The sequence below is a fragment of the Rothia sp. LK2588 genome (assembly GCF_040946465.1).
Classification (GTDB): Bacteria; Actinomycetota; Actinomycetes; order Actinomycetales; family Micrococcaceae; genus Rothia.
In genome coordinates, this window is sequence record NZ_JAYWLS010000004.1 from 201,533 (window position 1) to 222,615 (window position 21,083).

Below are 21,083 nucleotides of genomic sequence, written 5' to 3' on the forward strand. Positions count from 1 at the left end.
TTGAGACCCAGCAAGCAAATAATCCCTAATTATTTGCTCAACTCAAAAAGAAACGAGGGCTAAGTCATTCTCATATTACCCAGCGAATTGTCCTCCTCATAGCCTACAAGGCGGCGAGAGATAAATATCGCACCCGTTGATTGCGTCTCAGTCTATAAAACGCCTGTCTCCAATGAATCCATGAGTTCAGTGACCCTTTGTCGCCCAGCTTCGGGTGAAAACATTTCGTACCAGCGCCAGTAGGCCTCCACGACAGAATGGCCCACAGTGTCGTCCTTGGTATAGAGCTGAGAAGCCACAGAGGAGATCATCGCTGTTAATTCAGACGCCGACCCTTTCTTCGCAACAAACGGGTAAGTCTCTCCGACGACTTCGGGGAGCGCACCTGCATCTGAAACAATCAACGGCACCCTGGCACTCATCGCCTCAGTAGCTACCAATCCAAATGTTTCTTCAACGACGGAGGGAACCACCAGCATATCTACCTGTTTCAGCAGTTCCGCGGGTGGGACCCAGCCCAACGAGATTACGCTGTCGCCTGACTCGTCGAGTCGTTCGGCGATTTCGCGGGCACCGTCTTCCTCCACAAATTTCGGCTCTCCTGCGAGAACCAATTGATACTTCACCGCTGTCGAGCGGGTAGCTGCATCCCGGTTTAGTTCCTGGATCGCATCTGCGAGAACATCGGTGCCTTTATCGAAGGAAGGACGCCCCACGAAACCCACGCGCACAGTCTCCTCAACTACACGTTCGGTGAGCGGCAGATCCACCGCCTCAACCCAGTTATAGAAGACTGCGGCGTCTTTGAACCGCTCTGCGGCGAACTTACTGGGCAATAAGGTCGCTAATGCCCCTCGTCGTGCAGGACCCACCAGAAGCTTTTGTGCAGTTGAGCGGGGCAATTGATGAAGATGCACGATGCGGTTCTTGTGGCCAGCCGTGGCAACGGCCGGCACAAGACCGTTGGCCCACAACATACCCTGCCGCTGCCGGGCATCCCACACCCGCAATGCCGCCATGTACTGTTTCCGGTCTCTTACCGGCAGAACCACCGTGTCGAATCCCTCGTCCTGCGCTGCATCGGCAACCTCGGCAGGTTTGGCTGGAGCGACAATGGTGACGTGATGTCCCGCAGACCTTGCGGCCCGGGCAATGTTGAAGAGCATCACTTCGCCACCGCCGATGTCACCGTTATTTGTGGCGATATTCAATTGCATGAGGAGACCCTCGATAAGTACTCGATTTCACGTCTGTTCTTAAAAACCCCCAATTGCGATAGCGCTAATCCCACTGCCATTGCCCACGGTGTTGTCAGCAAGACCTCTCCCAGACGCCAACTACAGATGAAAAGCAATACCAAGGCAGCTTCACCGATTACCACGCGCTTTTTCCCGCGCAACTCTCCCGGTTGCTTCCAGGCATACACGGCAATAATCATGAGGGCTACTACCGCAATCATGTAAATGTAACCGCCCTCGACGATGAGGCTCCAAAAGGAGTTATGGAAAAAGAACGTGAGGTTTTCAACGTCGACAGTTGCCTGACCGTACCCCAATCCAGACCACGGTGTGTTGTTGAGTTTTTCCAGGCTGGCGGCGTCGATGCGCTCTCGTAGCGCGTCTGTTCCGGTACGGTCACCGAACGCCGCGGTATTAGCGAAATTGGCCGTTAGATATTCAACCGCCCACACCACAAACGCTCCGAGACCTATCTTCGCAATGAGATTCAGACGCCCGGCCACGAGTAGCCAGATCAGGCCAAAGATGAAAGCCGCTGTCGACGTACGTGAACCTGTCAGATAAATAAAAACTCCGAAAAACAACACGGCCAAGATTTTGTGATGGCGCTTATCGAGAGATACGACGAGAAGCAATCCGATAATCGCATACCAGAGACCTGAAACGTTCTTATCGGGAATCCACCCCGTTAAGTAACCACCATAGGTATTCGAGCTCAGCCCCGCATAGAACACTGGAACGTTTGCTACCAGCGCGCTGGCCGTACCAAGAATCATCGACTTAAAGTCCACGCGGCGGTCAGCGATCACACCGACGAAGGCGATCACGATCATCAACCGCACGACTCGTCTGATGACGTCCCCGGTTTCAGATTGCCCCAGGGTTATGGACGTCAGTGCCGTGAATCCCACGCAGAGCATCATCAGCATAACGAACACGTTGGCACGAGGATTCTCGAACTGTGCCTTCCGCATAAAAGTATAAATGGTGTAGATGACTACTGCCACCGTGCCCAGCGGAAGACCACCTGGTAACTGCACAGAGAGAAAGACCATCGCGAACCCGAAGAGAAAATCCGGGATCTTGATCTTGCCCGTCGAATCCGCCAGGTCCTTGACCTCGGCGCCGGCCCGTTGGCTCCAGGTCTTCTTCGGCTGAGCGGGGGTAGGGTGGGACGTCACCACGTTGCTCATCGGCGCGCCTCCTTCCAGTAACCACGAGCGATGCGCTCGCTCATCTGCGCGTTCGTCATCCATCTAAAGTCGGCGGCCGGTTCACGTCGCCACGCCTGAGTTATCGACTCGGCGATCTCGGCAACCTGCCGGTTGCGGTCTCCCCCGGTCAGCGATTCAACCAGCTCCGTTTCCGAGACGATCTCGGGGTTGCCGCCCACGGCGGTCACGACCACCGCAAGCCCTGCCGACTTCGCATCCAGCAGCGTGTAGGAGCAGTTCTCCCACACCGAGAGCTGCACGAGCACGTCGGCGCGTCCCATGGCCTGGATCGGATCTACGAAACCGGGAAAACTCACCCGATCGGTCAGCCCCCATCGGTCAACCTGCTCCCGCAATTGCTGTTCGAGCGGACCGATTCCGGCCAATTCCAAGTGAGCCTGCGGGTGTTCCTCCGCAACCCGCGCGAAGGCGTCAACAAGCACGTCCAGTCCCTTCTCCGGGGCCAGGCGCGAGAGCGAAAGAACCCGCGGACCGCCTTCCACCGAAGAGGACGCCCGCGCCCGCTCGACCGCCGAACGCACCGCCGCGGCGTCCACCCCGTTATAGATGGTTTCCACGCCGCGCGCGCCCCACTTGGCGGCCATCTGCTGAGCCGTCGATTCCGAGACCGCGATCTTCCGGTCCGTACCCCACAACCGCACACGGTGCATCAGTTCACGCCCGCGTGCTTTGAGGTGCGTGCCGTGATAGACCGCGTCGTCACCGGCGATCCCGTGTTCGGTCGTGACCAGTTGCGGCACGGTGACCGGGCGGCGTGCCAGGCGCTGGGCCTTGCGCGCGTTGATCATCGCGGCCGCCACAACATCCGCATAAGCCAGGTGGCTGTGAACGGCCACCGGTTGAAGCTCGTCAATGGCGGCATTGAGCGCCTTGAACGAGGCAACAAACCCGGCGGCCGGTCCGAAATCGGCGGTGATCACCTGCACACCCAGTTGTTCAAGGCGCTTGGTCAGGGCCCCTGCCGGGGCGAGCACCGCAAGGTCGAACCCGGGTAACCCGGCCGCGGCGACGTCCGCCACGTGCCGGGCTACCCCGCCGAATTCGGGTACGGGGACGACCCAGAGAACCACCGGATGGTGGGTGTCTACAGCCACTTTTCCAACCGATCCAGGGCGGTGAAGAAGCCCTCACCGTTGTTGATGTGGCCCTGCCAGATTTCGGGGATGAAGGAGGAGTTCGGGGTCAGCTCGCGTAGCTGTTTGCCCAGCGATGCCCAGTCCACGTCGCCCTCGCCGACCTGCACGCCTTCGCCGTCCACGCCGACGCCGTCCACCAGGTGCAGGTGAATCGAGCGGGGTGCGAGCAGTTCCACGGCCTCACTCAGCGGGATCTTCAGGAAGTTCGCCGCCAGCATGGTGTGGGAGATGTCCAGGCAGAGCTTGGTGTCGTAGGCGTCCGAGAACTCGGCGGTGTCCTTCGGGTCCAAGAACAGGTTGTGATACTGCTGCCCGCCCATCAGCCAGGGGTACGGGGGCAGGGTCTGGGCGGCGATGCGCACACCGGAGCTGTCGAGGCGCTTCAGGGCCTCACCGATGCGTTCGTACTTCTCGGCACGTGCCGCCGGGGCGATGTGGCCGTCTTTGGTGAAGCCGCCCATGGTAACGACCATGACGGGGTCGTCGTCCACGGTGAAGTAGCGGGTCAGGTCGCGGGTGATGTCGATGGTGCGCTGCACTTCGGCGATCGACCGCTCCCAGACGTCCTGGTCCTTGGATGCCAGGTCCACCAGAAAGTCGCCGGCGAAAAGGTCCGGCAGGTGGGTGGTGAAGCTCATCGGCAGCTTCTCGTCGAAGATCTCGTCGATGTTCATCTCGAGATCCTTGTACGAGAAGTGGAACTCCAGGAAGTCCGGCTTAGCTTCGGAGATCAGCGGCTTGAAGTCGTGGTAGCGCACCGGCAGGCCCCAGGGGCGGTCGAAGGTGAAGTCGCGGCGGGTCACCAGATCGTCCTTGAGGTCGCCCTCGAAGAAGAAGGTGCCCTCTTCGACCTCGCGGGCCATGGTGCGGCCCACGAGCTGGTTGAGGTAGTTCGGTTGCAGGCCTCGACCGGGTGACTTCACGGCGACGTCCGCTTCGCGCACGACCTCGCCCTTGGCGATGGTGCGGGTGGCCACCAGGGATTTCGCCAGGTTGACGCGGTTCATCAGCTCACCCGTGGATACCTCGCGCGGGGCCGCGGTGCCGATGGCCTCCTCGACCTGGCGGATCTGGGTCACCATGGCCTTGAATTCCTCGGGCAACAGCGAGACGGTGTGGTCGTTGCCTTCCAGGGTCTTGTCGACGGTGAAGTGTTTCTCGATGATCTTCGCACCGCGCGCCACGGCGGCGATCGGCACGTGATAACCGCGTTCGTGACCGGAGTAGCCAACCAGGCAGTTACCGATCTCGGCCAGACGATCCATGTAGGCCAGATTGACGTCCTTGAACGGGGCCGGGTAGGCCGACTGGCACTGCAACAGGGCGTACGAGGCCCCGTGGTTTTGTAACAATTGCACCGATTCGCGGATCTCTTCTTCGCGGCTCATACCAGTGGAGACCAACATGGGCAGACCACGGGAGGCCACGTCGTGCAAGAGTTCGTGATTGGTCAGGTCGGCGGAGGCGATCTTCATACCGGCAATGCCGTAGTCGACCAGTGCCTGCACCGAGGGAGCGTCCCAGGGGGTGCACATGATGTCCATGCCGTGCTGCTTGACGTGGTCGAAGACCTCGTACATCTGCTCCACGCTCAGCGAGAAGCGGGAGAGCAAGTCGAGGGTGTACTGCACACCGAGGTCTTCGCCTGCCGAGCCTGAGCCTTTCTGGCGGTAGAGAGCTTCCATATCGCGCAGCTGGAACTTCACGGCATCGGCACCGGTGTCCACGGCCAGGTCTACCAGCCGCTTGGCGAGGTCGACATCGCCCTGGTGGTTGTTGCCGATCTCAGCGATGATGAAGGACGGCGTATCCTCCCCGATCTCGTGCTTACCGATGCGCAACACGTTCTGGTCGTCGGTGGCGATGGCGATGAGGTGGCCGCGCTCGTCCACCAGCGGGATGTGGGTGATGCCCCGGGAGAACTCCTTGTGCAGCTCCGAGTGGTCGGTTCCCACGGGGTAGGTGCGCACGTCCTGATGAGCTACGTCCAGTGCCGAGGTCTGCAGGGACGCCCCCGGGTTAGCGATCAGCCAGCGGCGGAAGTCGCCGTCGGAGAGGGAGCCCTTGAGCACACCCGATTCGTTGACGAGGAAGATGATGCGCTGTTGGTTGGCGGTAATTTTCTGTAGGGCGGCCAGTACGGGGTCTTCGGCGAAGACGATAAACGGGGTGATATTACGATCGATGATCATGCTATGCGTCCTTCTTTTCGTAGGATCTCTTGTAGCTGATGTTCTGCAACGGAGAAATCGATCATGACGTCGATATCGACGCCCTCGATATCGTCCAGCATAAAGAGTTCAATGCGCCCAGCGAGGCGATTGTGGTATTTCTCGTAGATTTCCGTCTTGGTGATGTACATGGAGCCGTTCTCACGGTAACGGTAGGTCTCCCTCGTCAGGTCTTGACGGCGGGGCCGGTTCATCACCTCGTATTGAGCGGTCGGCGGCTCGGTCGCCGCCCAGATGAAGGGGCCGATCGGGATGACACCGACCATCGAATCCGCCCCGGAGTCAACGAACTGACGCACGGCGCGTTCCAGCGTGCCGGGTATACGCACAGGGCTGGTGGCCTGCAACAGCATCACCGCATCCGGACGCCGCCCATCGGCGGTCATGAACTCGATGGCGTGTTCGATCACCGGCTCGGTGGCCGCAGTGTCGTTGGCCAGGTGTGCCGGGCGGATGAAGGGCGCCTCGGCGCCGTAGTCGATCGCGATCTGAGCCAGTTCGGGGTCGTCGGTCGAGACGATGACGTCCATGTCGAATTCTTCGGCGAGTGCGGCCTTCGCTTCCAGGGCCTGATCGACTGTCCACGCAACCAGCGGCTTGCCGGCGATCGGTTTGAGGTTCTTGCGCGGGATTCCCTTAGATCCGCCGCGAACCGGTATGACGCACAGAATGCGCATGGATTGTTCCCCTGTTCTACAGCTGTTGAGTGATGTGTTGTGCGATGAGCTGGGCGGGCTCCTCTTCGATGAAAGCCGGTGCCGGCGTGGGCGCTTGGCCGTACTGGTTCATCCCGTACCGCGCCCAGAATTCCTGAAGCCAGGCCGGCGGGTTGGGGTGGTACACCCACGAGGGCACACCGCGCATGGCGGCTTCGAGCACGCCGGTAGAAAAGATCGAGACGACCGGGTCGTTAAGCTGATTCAGCGGCGACTTCGAGCGGTCGATCGTCACCCCGCGTTTCTCCCACAGGGCGTGGGTGAGAATGGAGAGCTTGTCGGTCTCCGCTGGGTGCGGGCGGTAGACGGCATCGTGTTCGCTGCAGAAGGTGTACGAGGCGTGGGCGAAGCTGTAGCGGGGCAACTCGGCCCCGTGCATCTGGCCGAGGAAGGTGAGCCGGTCACCGACGTCCTCGGGTGCGACCTTCGGTTTGTCTTGGGCCTCGAAGAAGAGCTGCGAACCGACCACGTGGGTGTTCACATCGGTGCGGCCGGAACGCCAAAACTCGGCGTCTTCCGCGGAGAACGCAAAGAGGGTGCTGTGAGCCGGTAGCGGCGGCACGAAGGGGGTGTGGATGCCGTGTTGAACCACATTGAATCCCCAGCCCTGGCGTTGTGCTTGCTGGTATAACCAGTCCCCGACTGGCAGGTAATGGCCGGCGGCGATGACCTGGGTCACGGCGTGCAGTGCCGGTGCGGTGGCCGGGGTGAAGTTGATCTGGACGTCGAACCCGCGACGCGTGAGCCAGTCAGCGTGGGCGGCGGGCGCGATCACACCGGTCGGCACGTCCGCGAAGAGCAGGGATTCACCCGGCAATAGCAACGCCGCTACCTGGGTGGGCGTGGTGGCGTCCAGGCCCACCAGCACCTGCGGTTCGATATCGGTCGCCCGGGCAAAGACGAAGCTGGGGTCCGGGCTGGCCTGGTGCGCCCCCGGCATCCACTGGGTGAGCTGGGTCTTGAGATAGCGGGCGGTGTTCTGTTTGCGCGACCAGGCTCGCCATTCCTCGAGATTTTCAGGGAATTTTAGACCCATAGCTGATCCATCTTCTGTGCTCGGTGGAAGAAGGTGTGCTCGGCGAGACTGCGGCGGCGACCGGCCTCGCGGATGGAGTCGCTCCACTGCGGATCGGCGATCACCCGGCGGCAGAGCTCGATGAGCTCATCCATCGAGGTGTACAGCAACACTTCGCTACCGACCTCGTAGAACTCGCTGACGTCGGGCCGGTCGATCAGTTGCAGGCCGTTCATGCCGGGCACCTCAAAGGTGCGCATGGCCAGACCGGCCTGGAGCCCGTGGATGTTCAGTGCGCCCGCGGCGCCGGCCTGCACCTGGTAGGCCTGCGCGAGCGGAATGTCGCGTTTGGCGGGCAGGTCGGGGCGCTTCCACTCCCACATCCGTAATCGATCGTAGGGGTGGTGCGACCACCCGCGTCCATAGACGCGCACGGGAATGCCGGCGGCGTGCAGCTGTTCCATCATGCGCACGCGATTCTCGTAGCGGGATCCCACGAACACGATCTCCTCGGTGCGATGCGTGGGCAGCTGAGCGAGCTTCGGATCGTACCCGTTGGGGATGTAGTGAGCGTTGGCGCCGGCGGCGGCGAAGCGTTCGGCTTCGGAGCGTGCGTAGCTGAGTACCACCGGCATCTCGCGGAGGAATTCTTCGGTGTAAAGGTGCCGTTTGAGGTCGTCGTACAACCAGAGCATATAGGGGATCTTGCGGTCGGCTACTTTCTGCCAGAAATCCTCGCCGAGGGTGTCTGCCTTGATGACGATGAGCTTATCGGGGTTCACCTCGTCGAGCACGCGTAGCGCGGTGATGGTGGCGTGACGCTCAGCAGCCTTGCGGCCGTCCAGTCCGAGTTTCGAGGGGAATTCGTACTGCACTTTGTTACGCAGCTTGGCCTGCCAGCCGTCGAAGGCGTCGTAACGGTGTACGTGGACGTCGTACCCCAGCTGCGCGAATCCGTCTGCAATGGAGTAGCAGTAACCGTGAAATGCCGGTGAGATGATGAGTAGTTTTTTGGAAGACACTATCGAGCCCTCGATTCTGCTGTGTTGATGAGGGATAACTCTGAATCCTTGATCGCGCGGGCATCCACCGCCGGATTGAAGCGTTGCCGCAACACGTTCACACAAAAGTTGGCCCAGGTGGTCGCCTTTAGTGCGGGGGTGAGGTACTTACCCTGCCGCCATTTGCGAGAGTAGATGTAGCGGGAGTTCAGTACCCACTGGCGGCGCAGATCGGAGGCCCCCGAGGACGCTCCCCCGACGTGCTCAACGGTCAGGTCACCGGCGAAGACGCGGTCGATGCCGCGGTTTTTCAGCCGTCGCTGGAAGTCGACCTCTTCGGAGTTCATGAAGTAGCGTTCGTCCATGCCGCCGATGCGCTCGAAGGTTTCGCGGCGCAGGATCATGCATGCCCCCATGACCCAGTCCACACGTTTGGTGACACCGCTGACGCAATCGGTGTCGTGGCCAACGGCCTGATGCCACCAGGTGGTGTTGCGGAATCGGGCAAGCGGGGTGAACCATTCCCAGGCGAACTGAAAGGTGCTGGGAAAGGAGCGGCCCACGTACTGCGATTGACCGTCCTGGCCGAGCACCTGCGGGCTAAGCAGGACATCCCCTTCGGCGCGGGCAACCGCCAGCGTCTTTTCGGCGAAGTCGGGGGTGAGCGACAGGTCGGAATTCAGGATAAACAGCCACTCACCGGTGGCGGTTTCTGCCCCGGTGTTGACGTTGGAACCGAAGCCCCCGTTAGTGGATCGTCGCACCACCTTGACCCCTTCCGTCTGCGGGAAAGGGGTGGGCGAATGGTCGTCGGAGACGACGATTTCGATGCGATCGGCAATGGTTTGCGCTTGCAACTGTGCGATCAGTTCAAGCGTGTCTGCCGGGTCTCCATAGAACGGTATAACGGCAGATATCTCTGGATTGGTGCGCAAGATTTTCCCTAATTTCATGCACGCGATGCGAATACTTTACAGATTATGCCACAGAACCGCCCACAAACTTTGTGCCCCACACCGGCTATACGAGCTATTTTGGCAGAACGCTCAGAAGCCGTTCAGCCCAGCCCTCCCAGTTCAGGTACGCCGCGGCCCGCTGCCGCGAACGCGCCTGCGCATCAGCGATCTGCTCCACCGTGAGATCGGACAAGAGTTGTGCCGCCTGCTCCACCGCTTGATCGGCGGGAACAAGCCAACCGCTTTCCCCCACGATGGTGGGCAGTCCGCCAAGATCCGTGACGATGAGGCTCAACCCGTGCGCCACCGCATCGGTGGCCACCACGCCGCCGGCACTGGCGGAGCTGAGCTCTAGTAACAGATGATTCCGCGCGTATTCGGCGGAAAGCTCCTCACGACTCAACCGCGGCAGGTGACGAACCCAACCCGGCAGGTCAGCCGGCACCTTGCCGACCACGGTCAGCTCGATCTCTCGGGTGCCCCGGGCCCGCTCGACGGCGTCCAGCACCTTCTGCCCGCCCTTGCGTTCCCAGTGGGAAGAGACGAACAGAACCTTCAACGGGTGCTCCGCCTGTGCCGGGGACGCAAACGCCACGGGAGCCACGCCCGGGCCGAAAGGGTTGAGCAGGATCTTCTCGGGTGCGACCCGCACATCGCGGCCGATGACCTCGCTCGACCACCGGCTCGCCACCGAGAATCCGCGCGAGCGTGCCGCCACCACGCGATCCAGCACAGTGCCCTGCACGCGCGAAACACCTGCCAACCGGGTGCTTCCGCCGAAATAGGTGGCCGCCATGGCGGCGAACGAGGAATCGGTCACCTGCAGAACCGGAAACGCGCGGGGGATCAGCAAAGACTCGGTGGACGCTGCGAGCGCGACCACCGGCTGGGCGGGGTACCGGCGCACCACCCGGCGCACGGCCCAGGCCCGCTTGAGACCCGTCGCTAGGGCGTGGTGCGGAAGGTACACCACCCCGGTTTTGCCCAAGAGTTTGGCGGATACCCGATCGACGAGGGCGTCCTTGACCTCCGGCACGGGCACCCGGGTGACCTCGGCGTGCTTCTCCAGTTCCCGCACTGCGGGGTACACCACGCCGGACCACGCGTTGGGGTCGTCCATGTTCCAGGGCGAGAGAACCAGAAGCCGCCGGCGGCTCCCCATGCCGATGGACGAGGTGAGCAGCTGCCGCTCGGGCAGGCGGTCGAGCGCGCGATAGGTCAGCGCTCCGCCCAGCCGGCCCGCGGTCCACCCCAGCCCCTGAAGCGCCTCACCGGCTGTGTCCGTGCCCCGGCGCGACCACCAGTTCAGCGCGGCGTGGCCTGCCTTGCGCGCCAGGAGTTTGTATCCGGGCACGGATGAGCCCAGCTCGTCGGGAAAGTTGAGCGCCAGCTGCACCGAGGTGCGCCCATAGTGGTACTTCTGGCGGATGGCGGCCTTGGTGTTAGAGCGCTGACGGTAGCGGATGACCGGTCGATCGAGCCACGCGAAGCGCCCACCACACCGATAGGCGCGCATAGCGAAATCCACCTCGTCGTGGCCGCCGACGTAAGATTCGTCGAACCCGCCGACCCGTTCGAAGAGGGTCTTGGTGAAACCTAGGGCACCCCCGATCCCATAGGGTCTGCCATCCGCTGTGGTGGGAGCTTCCAGCATCTGTTCACCCTCGTGATAACTGCGTGTTGCCGGGTCCCAGAGATAAAGCGTGTACCCACCGCCGAAGAAGTCCGCTTCGTCGAAGAGCTGCACGAAATGCTTGAAGTTCTCTTCGATCACCACGTCGTCCGCGTCGAAGATCACGATGTTTTCGTGGTGCGCGGCCGAGACTCCGGTGTTGCGGGCGTAGTTCACTCCGGCCCGCGCGGGGGCGTCGATCAGCCGGATGCGCGGGTCCAGCTCGGCGGCGTCCTCCACGACCTGTCGGGTGCGGTCGGTGCTGCGGTTGTTCACCACGATGATCTCGGAGGCGCTGTCCATCCGGACGTTGCTCAGAGCCTCGAGTTGCTCGCCGATGAATGGTTCGGCGTTATAGGCCGGGATCACGATCGATACTGGCTGGGTCATGCTCCGTAGACCTCCTGGACGCGGCGGCGGTAGTCCGCCATACCGTAGACGGCGCGCACCTGTTCCACCTGACGTTGCGCGGCGCTGGCGAAGTGGGCACGGTTTTCGATCACCGTGCAAATGGCCTGGGCGAAGCGTTCGGGCCCCTCGGCGATGCGGGCCAACCACGAGGTATCGACGATTCCCTCGGCCCCGGCATAGGTCGCGATGCACGGTGTGGCGTTGAGGAGGGCGTCCACGGTCTTGAACTTGACGCCGGCACCCAGGCGCAGGGGCACCACGGCCGCCCACGGGGAAACGTAGGCGTCGCTGATCCGCTCGACCTTGCCGCGATAGACTACGCGCTCGTCGGTCAGCGACTGGGCCAGGGCCGGGTAGGCGGGGCCCACTACGTCGATCGTGGTCTCGGGGTGTTTCTCCCAAACCCGCGGCATGACCTGTTCGATGAGCCAGTGCAAGGAGTCGAGGTTCTCCCACCGCGCCAACGACCCCATGAGCACCAGCGAGGGCTGGGCGCTCAGGGTCTTGGCGGGCAGGGGTGCCTCGTGCGGTTCGTCGTAGATAGGCGGGGTGACGACCCGGAGTTTATCCTGCGCTCCCCCGGCGGGGATCAGCGCGGCGTCCTTGTCCGAGAGCACCACGAGCGTATCCAGCCACCGTACGACCGCGGTCTCCAGGAGGGCCGCGGCCCGCGACTGAGCACGCCAGGCGGCTGCTTTCAGCGGGTGGGTCTCCACCTGGGCGCGGCGGGCAAAGCGCTGTGAGTTGACGTCGTGCAGGGTACCGACGAGGCGGGCACCCGGGTTGAGCCGCCGAATCCACGGTGCTAACAGGACCATGGCCGACCACTGCAGGTCGATGACGTCCGCCGCACACAGAGCCGCCACCGCTCGGTCGTTCTCCTGAATGGCCCGCCAGAGCTCAAGGTGCGGGGTGAAACTATCAAACGGCGCGCGGCAACGACGAAGCACCTCGTGCTCCCGATGCGCCCGACCTGCTTCGGGGGACGGGACGACGATGGCGGTGAAGTCGGTCTGTTTCTGCGCGTTGTGATTGGTGTCGGTGGCGATGAAGGTCACCCGATGACCCAACGATTCCAGCGTGGTACCGAGGTTCCGCACCAGCTTCTCCCCCGCGTTGAAGGGATTGGTTTCAGGAACAATCGGCGAGAGGATCACGATGTTCTTGCTCATGAAAGCTTCCCCAATCTCACCAGCTCGGCGAACTCCGGCACTGCGGCTTCCAGCTCGGTGAAGGTACCCTGGCCGGCGACCACGCCGTTCTTCAGGTAGTAAATCTGGTCGGCGTCGCGAATGGTGGAGAGTCGGTGGGCGACCACGATGGTGGTCACCTTACCGCGCAGATTGTTGATGGTCTCGGTGATGCGATACTCGGTCTTGTTGTCCAGCGCGGAGGTTGCCTCGTCCAGCACCAGCAACTGCGGGGCACGGTAGAGGGCGCGGGCGATGCCCAGGCGCTGACGCTGGCCGCCGGAAAGCCGATTGCCGTCTTGCCCCAGGTCTTCGTAGATGCCCTCGGGCAACGAATCCACGAGATCCCCCAGGTCGGCATCGCGGGCGGCCCGGAGCACGGCCTCGTCGTCGATGAGGTGCGAGTCCAGCCCGAAGGCGATGTTATCGCGCAGGGAACCGGTGATCATGTAGACGGTCTGCGGCACCACGCCCATCTGCGATTGCCAGGCGCGAACGTCGTCGTGAATGTTCTTGCCCGCCGAGAGCACCTCGCCCTCCTGCACCGGTAACAGACCGAGAATGACGTCCACCAGAGTCGACTTGCCCGAACCCGACGACCCTACGAAGGCAACGGTGCTGCCCTGGGGTATCCGCAGCGACACTTTGTTGAGCACCGGTTGATCACGGTCATAACCGAAGACCAGGTTGCGCACCTCGATGTCACCGGCGAACTCGGTGCCCGAGGTCGGCAGGGCGGAGTTCGGAGTGTTGCGCTTGATCTTGTCGACCTCGTGGCTGAGGATTTCGAGACCCACCGAACCGGCGCGGATCATGTTGACCGTGGCGATAGCGCCGTTGACACTGGGCATCATGCGCATCGCAGCCACGGTGAACACGCCCATCACCGAGATGGCCTCTTCGGCCGGGTACAGGTTGAACAGCAAGAGCGCCAACACCACCACGCCGAAGACGAAGACCACCTCGATGAGGTACTTGGGTAGCTCCGAGAAGAAACTGCTGCGGCGCATCGCTCCGGCGCGCAGGGTGGCCCCGGTGGAGTAATCGCGAGCGAAGTTATCGGCGACGTTGAAGAGTCGCATCTCGCGGAAGGCCTGGAAGGCTGGGATCGAGGCGTACCAGGAGATGCGGTCGGCCTCGGTCAGGTCGCTGCTGACCGCGCGGAGCTTAGTCTTTAAAAGCATCGGCAGGAACGCACCGGCGCCGGCGAAGAGAACGATAGCAACCAGCGCCGCCAGCGGAGAAACCACGAACATCACGATGGTCAGCGTGGTGATGGTGAACAGCTGGGCCAAGAAGCTGATGGACCCCAAGATCACCTGGTTAAAGGCCTGCGAGACGGCGGTGACCAGGTTCGTGTGCAGGTCAGGGATCTGCTTGGCGCGGTGTTCGATGAAGGGAACGTCGAGATATGCCCGAAAGAGGTTGGTGCGGGCGGTTTTCTCCAGGGTATTCACGAAGCCGAGCTGCCACCAGCGGAAGGCCATCATGACCAGCGACTTCGCGATGAAACAGGTAGCCACCAGGGCCGCCGTGATCACGATGAGCCGTTGCCGGTCGTCGGTGGCGAAGAATCCCGAGATCATCCCCTGGACTCCCTGGTGGACGTCCGCCCCGGAGACCAACATGAGTAGCGGGTAGCTGGCTGCCACGCCGAACATGTCAATCAGCGATACAATGGCCGACCCGATCACCGAGAAGATGACTTTTCCCCGGTACGGATAATCGATGAGCTGTAGAACGTTCTTTATTTTGTCCAGCACAACATAACCTAATTCCCTTGGTGCGAAAAGGGCACGCAATGCCCTCGAATCCCCTCTCGAAGGCTGTCCCCAGTTTTGACCATTTTAGCGGTATTAGGGGGACAACCGGCGGAACGGTTCACTGTGACTTCCGCCGGCCAACCGAGCACAGAAAAACCGCGGGGCCTGTGGGCCTCGCGGTTTTTCATTAGCTCAACGTGGGTTAGTTCGAACGTCCGTCGAACAGGCTGGTCACCGAACCGTCGTCGAAGACCTCGCGGATCGCGCGGGCGATCAGCGGCGCAATAGAGAGCACGGTGAGGTTCTCGAACTGGTGCTCTTCCGGCACGGGCAGGGTGTTGGTCACCACGACTTCGCAGGCACCGCACTGCGAGAGACGCTCCACGGCGGGGCCGGAGAACACCGGGTGCGTCGCCGCGATGATGACGTCCTTCGCACCGTTTTCCTTCAGCACACGCACAGCACCGGCGATGGTGCCGCCGGTGTCGATCATGTCGTCGATCAGCACGCAGGTGCGTCCCTTGATGTCACCGACTACGGTCTTCGACTCGGCCTTGTTCGGCACGCTCAGGTCACGGGTCTTGTGCACGAAGGCCAGCGGGGCGCTGTCGAGTAGCTCGGCCCACTGTTCCGCCACGCGCACGCGGCCGGTGTCGGGGGAAACCACGGTGACGTTCGAGACGTCGTCCACCACGGAACGGACGTGCTCGGCGAGCAACGGGATCGCCATCAGGTGATCCACGGGGCCGTCGAAGAAGCCCTGAATCTGAGCGGTGTGCAGGTCAACGCTCATGAGGCGGTGCGCGCCGGCGGTCTTGTACAGATCGGAGATCAGACGAGCCGAGATGGGCTCGCGGCCCTTATGCTTCTTGTCCTGACGAGCGTAGGGGTAGAAAGGAGATACCACGGTGATCGAACGAGCCGATGCACGCTTGAGCGAGTCGATCATAATGAGCTGCTCCATGAGCCACTCGTTGATGGGTGCCGGGTGCGACTGAATCACATAGGCATCGGCGCCACGTACCGAATCCTCGAAACGAACATAGGTCTCGCCATTTGCGAAGGTGTAGGCAGAAGTGGGCAGAACCTCGTTGCCGAGCTCGGCCGCGATTTCCTCCGCGAGTTGGGGATGTGCTCGGCCGGAAACGAGCACCATCTTCTTTTCGCCGGGATTGGTAATCTCCGTCATGATTTACTTGTCGCTTTCCTCAGATGAGTTTTGAGCTTTCGACCCCGCGGCTTCGGCCGCCGCAGCGGCGTCGGTACCCGGGCGATTCTTGATAACCCAGCCATCGATGATGCGCTGGGGAGCTTCGTTGACCGTCAACGCGCCGGCCGGCACGTCCTTGCGGATGGTGGTTCCCGCACCGGAGTAGGCGCCGTCGCCGATGTTCACCGGAGCGACGTAGAGGTTGTCCGAACCCATGCGGACGTTATTACCCACGGTGGTGTGGTGCTTGTTGACTCCGTCGTAATTGACGAAGACGGAGGCCGCGCCGATGTTCGAGTTCTCGCCGATGGTGACGTCTCCGGCGTAGGTGAGGTGCGGAATCTTCGAACCCTTGCCGATGGAGGCGTTCTTGGTCTCGACGAAAGTACCGATCTTGCCGGACTCACCGAGCACCGTGCCCGGGCGGAGGTAAGCGAACGGGCCGACGGTAGCGCCGTCCTTGATCTGCGCATCGGATCCGTGGGTGCGGGCGATGGTCACGTTCTGGCCGATCTCGACATTCTTCAGGGTCGAGTCGGGACCAACGACCGAACCGGTGCCGATGGTGGTGGTGCCCTGCAACTGGGTTCCCGGCAACACGGTGACGTCGTTGGAGATGGTCACGGTGGAGTCGATCCAGGTGGTCTGGGGATCGACGATGGTCACGCCGTTACGCATGTGAGCCTCAACGATGCGGTCGTTGAGCTTGCGGCCCAACTGCGCGAGCTGAACGCGGTCGTTGGCGCCCTCAACTTCCCAGCGATCGTCGATGGCCAGGGCCGCGGTGCGGTGGCCGGCCTTCCGCGCAATTTCCAGGACGTCGGTGATGTACTTCTCGCCCTGCGCGTTGTCGGTCGTGACCTGGGTCAGCGAGTCGCGCAGAACGGCGGCGTCGAAAGCGTAGATGCCCGAGTTGATCTCGGTGATGGCGAGCTGTTCGGGGGTGGCGTCTTTCGCCTCGACGATGGCGGTGACCTCACCGGCGGCATCACGCACGATGCGGCCGTAGGAACCGGGCTGATCGATATTGGCGGTCAAGACAGTCACCGCATTATGCCCCTCTTCGTGGAAAGCGATGAGATCGCGCAAGGTCTCTGTGCGCAACAGCGGGACGTCGCCGTAGGTAACGACCACGGTGCCGGATACCTCGCCGGATTCGTCCAATCCTAACAGGCCCACCTCGACGGCGCGGCCAGTGCCGGGGATGTCGTCCTGGTCGACGATGGTGACCTCGGAGTCAAAGTTCAGGATGTGTTCGGCGACCTTATCGCGCTGGTGCCGCACGACGGCGGCCAGACGCTGGGGGCCCAGATCGCGGGCCGCAGCGAGCGCATGCTCCACCATCGAACGCCCGCCGATGGGGTGCATCACCTTAGGGGTCTCGGATTTCATGCGAGTTCCAGCCCCTGCGGCAAGAACGATTACTGCGGATGGGCCATTCTGAACTGCATTTGCCACGGGTTCGAGACTCCTCAATGGTGAAACACTAGCTGTGATAGCGGTGATTTTATGGGGTGCGATGCTAGCGTAGCTCCGCCACTAGGACTCGAACCTAGAATAACGGCTCCAAAGGCCGCTGTGTTGCCGATTACACCATGGCGGATCATGCGTTTCACCCAGCCCAGCACGTGTGCAGGCGGCGTGAACTCACATAGGAAACAGAATACCAAAGACCTCTCTCCCATGCGAAAAATCGGCCTTGACTCTAACGTTTTCCCTGTCGGACCGTTATTTACCGAGCCAGGGGACGATCACTTCGAGCGAGCTCTCCACCTGGCTGACAGCGGTGGCCGCGGCGTCTTCACCTCGCCGGTAGGGGTCGGCGATAGCGTCCCCGCGTTGCGGGGCGACGTCTTGTTGCATCATGAACGAGACCGGGTCGGCGCGGCGTCCGGCGTTCTCCCGCAAGCGGGCCATCTGTTTAAGCAGGTGCACGCGCGAACGGTACTTCGGCCACTCCCGCACGATCCAGTCGAGGTGCTCTTTCTCCATGCACAGCACCAGAGCGGAACTGGCGACCATATCTTCGGTGAGCTGCTTGGCGCGGTGGCCGGTGTGGTTGACGCCGCGGCGATCCAGTTCGGCATCGATGTGTTCGGCCACCGGCGCACCCACGACCGCTCCGATGCCGGCGCTGTCGAAAGTCCAGGTGGTCTCCCCCGCCAGTTGTGTGGCGATGTACTGCGCCGAAGCGCTACGAGCGATGTTGCCCGTGCATACGAAGAGGATCTTCTTCTCTGGCTCCGCGAGAGAATCCGCGAGGGGGTCGCGCTGGTGGCCGAAACGGCTTAGCAACGAAGACACGTTGAAGTTAGACATCTTCCTCATCTCACGAAGGTGCGGGGGCGGGGGCTGAAACCCATGCTAACAAGCTCCAACACCGTCTGACCCGCCCAACGCGCTTTCTGCACGCCGTTGGCACACGCTAAAATCGTGCTCAATATGGCACATTTACTCGGCGGCGAAAACCTGCATCTAGAATTCCCCACTCGCACGATCTTCGAAGGCATCACCGTAGGCGTGAACGAAGGCGACCGCATCGGCATTGTCGGTCGTAACGGCGATGGTAAGTCCACCCTGCTCTCGCTCCTGGCGGGACGCCTGACCCCCGACTCCGGTCAGGTCACCTACCGCTCGGGAACGCGCATCGGTTTTCTCGACCAGTCTGACGTTCTCGACGACGAGTTAACCGTGGGGCAGGCCATTGTCGGTGACACCCCCGAGTACGAGTGGGCGTCCAACGCGCGCATCCGCGATGTCATTCACGGGCTGGTCAGTGACCTGGACTGGCACGCCAACGTCACCGCGCTCTCTGGCGGTCAGCGGCGACGCGTGGCACTGGCCAAGCTGTTGACCGGTGACTGGGACGTCCTGATGTTGGACGAGCCGACCAACCACCTGGACGTCGAGGCGATCACCTGGCTGGCCAACCACCTGAAGAACCGCTGGGCCAAGAACGCCGGCGGCCTGCTGACCGTCACCCACGACCGCTGGTTCCTCGACGAAATCTGCACCGACACCTGGGAAGTGCACGACGGCATTGTCGAGCCCTTCGAGGGTGGCTACGCCGCCTACATTCTGCAGCGCGTGGAACGCGACCGTCAGGCGGCCGCCGCCGAGGCTAAGCGACAAAACCTCATGCGCAAAGAGCTTGCCTGGCTACGCCGCGGCGCCCCCGCTCGTACTTCTAAGCCGAAGTTCCGCATCGAGGCCGCCAACGAGTTGATCGCCGACGTGCCTCCGGTGCGCAATACAGTGGAACTTTCGCAGATGGCCCTCTCTCGCTTGGGTAAGGACGTCGTGGATATCGAGGACGCCGATGTCTCCTACGACGACCCCACCCAGCCGGACGGCCGCCGCCAGGTGCTGAAGAAGGTGACCTGGCGCATTGCTCCCGGCGAGCGCACCGGTATCCTGGGCGTGAACGGCGCCGGCAAGTCGACCCTGCTGGGATTGGTGACCGGCGCGGTGACTCCGTCGCGGGGCCGGGTCAAGCACGGCAAGACGGTCAAGGTGGCCACGCTGACTCAGCAACTGGACGAGCTGAAAGAGGTCGAGACCGATCGGGTCTCCGATGTGATCGGGCGGAAGAAAACCTCCTATGTGGCCGGCGGCAAAGAGATGACCCCGGGTCAGCTTCTCGAACGCTTAGGCTTTACCTCGGCCCAGCTCGCGACCCCGGTCAAAGATCTTTCCGGCGGCCAGAAACGTCGCCTGCAGCTGTTGCTCATTCTGTTGGACGAGCCGAACGTGTTGATTCTCGACGAGCCCTCGAACGATCTGGACACCGACATGCTGGCTGCCATGGAGGACCTGCTCGACACCTGGCCGGGCACGTTGCTGGTGGTCTCTCACGACCGTTACCTCATGGAGCGTGTGACCGACCAGCAGTATGCGATCATCGACGGCACGTTCCGACACCTGCCCGGTGGCGTGGACGAGTACCTGCGCCTTTCGGCCGCAGGAGCCGGTGGCAGTTCGGCGGGCGTGAGCAGTTCTGCCTCTCCGCTGGGTAAGCAGGACGCCACGTCCTCACCTGACGATGCGCCGAAGGCCTCGGGTGCGGAGATCCGCGCGGCACAGAAGGAGATCAACCAGATCGACCGGAAACTGGCGAAACTCGCCGACCGCAAGGCGAAGGTTCACGAAGACATGGCCGCCCACGATCAGTCTGATTACACGGGATTGGCCGAGTTCTCGGTGCAGCTGGCCGAGATCGACGCCGAGGTTGAGGAGCTGGAGATGCGCTGGATGGAGCTCTCGGAAATCGCCGGTTAATCATTCGCCTGCATTCTGTTTGTAGGGGAGCGCCACCCCGTGACCGGGGTGGCGCTCTTCTTGCATGTGAGGGAGGTTATATAATGGTTACCCCCATCCCCCATTAATCACCGCAGGAGCTCAGGTGAATACTCCCAATTCGCTTACCCTCAAGAGACTCGCGCAAAAGGCTAAACATTACTCATATATTGGCATCAAGAAGAGCAATCATCTTTCGGCCGCTGCAGGCAATGTTCTGCTCGACCGCTACTTCCATGCATTAGAACCGCTGACTGATTACCGGTTTGATCCGAGTCGTTATCGACGATCGTTTATTCTTCGAGAAGACCACACACATATGGTTTCTCCCGAGAACATACCTGCCGAAGTGCCCCGCGTTGCGTATGCGTTCTGGACAGGTAACAACCCGCTGACCCCCAACCGCGCCAAGAACATCGATGCCATGGAGGAAATCCTCGGTGTTCCGGTGAAGCTCATAACGCCGGATAATTTGGACGAGTTTCTTGTGGAAGGTTTTCCGTTGCACCCTTCTTACGAGAAGCTTTCTCTTGTGCACCGCTCCGATTATCTGAGAGCTTATTTGGCTGCTTATAAAGGCGGAATGTATGTAGATGTTAAAAGGCCTAAGGGAAATGTAGCAGGCCTTTTCGCACAGTTTGACCAGAACCCCCAGCTGTGGTTTTTAGGCACCAAACATCATCACAACATGGACGTTGCCCACATGAGCGGAAAACTGGGCTGGGACTTGAAGAAATTCCACCAACGGATACCCGCCAACGGGCATTTCATTGCCCGTGCGGCAACACCTATGGCTCTTGAGTGGATGCGCGAGGTCAACCGTCTATTAGATTATTTCGCACCTCAGTTGGAGACCTTCCCCGGCAATGTGGTGGGAGACGTCGTGGGTTACCCGATCTCCTGGAACCGGTTACTCAACCAGGTGCACCACCCATTGTGTTTGAAATACCTGGAACATACTCAGGTCACCGACGAACTTGGATATCCAGAACAGCAGTATCGTTGATCGGTGA

At 61.7% G+C, this 21,083-nt stretch carries 16 protein-coding genes and 1 tRNA gene; 2 read left to right on the forward strand and 15 right to left on the reverse strand.

What is annotated here, in order from left to right; genetic code table 11:
• Positions 1 to 152: 152 nt before the first annotated feature.
• The 15 genes from VVR12_RS09550 to VVR12_RS09620 all read right to left on the reverse strand — a co-directional run bounded on the left by VVR12_RS09550 (position 153) and on the right by VVR12_RS09620 (position 18,093).
• Positions 153 to 1,217, reverse strand: a complete 1,065-nt coding sequence (locus VVR12_RS09550) for a glycosyltransferase family 4 protein (RefSeq protein WP_368551009.1) — start codon at positions 1,215 to 1,217, stop codon at positions 153 to 155.
• Entirely contained in the window at positions 1,208 to 2,431 is a 1,224-nt protein-coding gene (locus tag VVR12_RS09555) for an O-antigen ligase family protein (RefSeq protein ID WP_368551010.1), read from the reverse strand. Before VVR12_RS09555 ends, VVR12_RS09550 begins: the two co-directional genes overlap by 10 nt.
• On the reverse strand, positions 2,428 to 3,567 hold the full coding sequence (locus VVR12_RS09560) for a glycosyltransferase family 4 protein (RefSeq protein ID WP_368551011.1): 1,140 nt from the start codon (positions 3,565 to 3,567) through the stop codon (positions 2,428 to 2,430). Before VVR12_RS09560 ends, VVR12_RS09555 begins: the two co-directional genes overlap by 4 nt.
• Entirely contained in the window at positions 3,558 to 5,801 is a 2,244-nt protein-coding gene (locus VVR12_RS09565; RefSeq protein ID WP_368551012.1) for an N-acetylneuraminate synthase family protein, read from the reverse strand. Before VVR12_RS09565 ends, VVR12_RS09560 begins: the two co-directional genes overlap by 10 nt.
• Positions 5,798 to 6,517, reverse strand: a complete 720-nt coding sequence (locus tag VVR12_RS09570; protein WP_368551013.1) for a cytidylyltransferase domain-containing protein — start codon at positions 6,515 to 6,517, stop codon at positions 5,798 to 5,800. Before VVR12_RS09570 ends, VVR12_RS09565 begins: the two co-directional genes overlap by 4 nt.
• Before the next feature lie 16 nt (positions 6,518 to 6,533).
• The gene (locus tag VVR12_RS09575; protein ID WP_368551014.1) at positions 6,534 to 7,592 is read right to left on the reverse strand and encodes an RNA-binding protein; all 1,059 of its coding nucleotides are present in this window, start codon (positions 7,590 to 7,592) and stop codon (positions 6,534 to 6,536) included.
• Positions 7,583 to 8,593 (reverse strand): glycosyltransferase, encoded by a 1,011-nt coding sequence (locus VVR12_RS09580; protein ID WP_368551015.1) that lies wholly within the window; start codon positions 8,591 to 8,593, stop codon positions 7,583 to 7,585. The genes VVR12_RS09575 and VVR12_RS09580 overlap by 10 nt, the downstream gene beginning before the upstream one ends.
• Entirely contained in the window at positions 8,593 to 9,507 is a 915-nt protein-coding gene (locus VVR12_RS09585; protein ID WP_368551016.1) for a glycosyltransferase family 2 protein, read from the reverse strand. The genes VVR12_RS09580 and VVR12_RS09585 overlap by 1 nt, the downstream gene beginning before the upstream one ends.
• A 94-nt stretch (positions 9,508 to 9,601) precedes the next feature.
• Positions 9,602 to 11,590 (reverse strand): glycosyltransferase, encoded by a 1,989-nt coding sequence (locus VVR12_RS09590; protein WP_368551017.1) that lies wholly within the window; start codon positions 11,588 to 11,590, stop codon positions 9,602 to 9,604.
• On the reverse strand, positions 11,587 to 12,783 hold the full coding sequence (locus tag VVR12_RS09595) for a glycosyltransferase family 4 protein (protein ID WP_368551018.1): 1,197 nt from the start codon (positions 12,781 to 12,783) through the stop codon (positions 11,587 to 11,589). Before VVR12_RS09595 ends, VVR12_RS09590 begins: the two co-directional genes overlap by 4 nt.
• Positions 12,780 to 14,564 carry an ABC transporter ATP-binding protein gene (locus tag VVR12_RS09600; protein ID WP_368551019.1) on the reverse strand — a complete coding sequence of 595 codons (1,785 nt, stop codon included), beginning with the start codon at positions 14,562 to 14,564 and terminating at the stop codon, positions 12,780 to 12,782. Before VVR12_RS09600 ends, VVR12_RS09595 begins: the two co-directional genes overlap by 4 nt.
• Positions 14,565 to 14,766: 202 nt before the next feature.
• Positions 14,767 to 15,756, reverse strand: a complete 990-nt coding sequence (locus VVR12_RS09605; protein WP_368551156.1) for a ribose-phosphate diphosphokinase — start codon at positions 15,754 to 15,756, stop codon at positions 14,767 to 14,769.
• A complete protein-coding gene (gene glmU, locus VVR12_RS09610) occupies positions 15,757 to 17,232 on the reverse strand; it encodes a bifunctional UDP-N-acetylglucosamine diphosphorylase/glucosamine-1-phosphate N-acetyltransferase GlmU (RefSeq protein WP_368551021.1) in 1,476 nt (491 codons plus the stop codon).
• 73 nt (positions 17,233 to 17,305) lie between these two features.
• Positions 17,306 to 17,377: transfer RNA gene (locus VVR12_RS09615), tRNA-Gln, on the reverse strand.
• A 125-nt stretch (positions 17,378 to 17,502) separates the two neighbouring features.
• Positions 17,503 to 18,093 carry a hypothetical protein gene (locus tag VVR12_RS09620; RefSeq protein WP_368551022.1) on the reverse strand — a complete coding sequence of 197 codons (591 nt, stop codon included), beginning with the start codon at positions 18,091 to 18,093 and terminating at the stop codon, positions 17,503 to 17,505.
• Positions 18,094 to 18,216: 123 nt separating this feature from the next.
• Between VVR12_RS09620 and VVR12_RS09625 the strand changes: the two genes are divergently transcribed.
• Both VVR12_RS09625 and VVR12_RS09630 read left to right on the forward strand, forming a co-directional pair.
• The gene (locus VVR12_RS09625; RefSeq protein ID WP_368551023.1) at positions 18,217 to 20,052 is read left to right on the forward strand and encodes an ABC-F family ATP-binding cassette domain-containing protein; all 1,836 of its coding nucleotides are present in this window, start codon (positions 18,217 to 18,219) and stop codon (positions 20,050 to 20,052) included.
• 124 nt (positions 20,053 to 20,176) lie between these two features.
• Positions 20,177 to 21,076 (forward strand): hypothetical protein, encoded by a 900-nt coding sequence (locus VVR12_RS09630; protein ID WP_368551024.1) that lies wholly within the window; start codon positions 20,177 to 20,179, stop codon positions 21,074 to 21,076.
• Positions 21,077 to 21,083 lie beyond the last annotated feature (7 nt).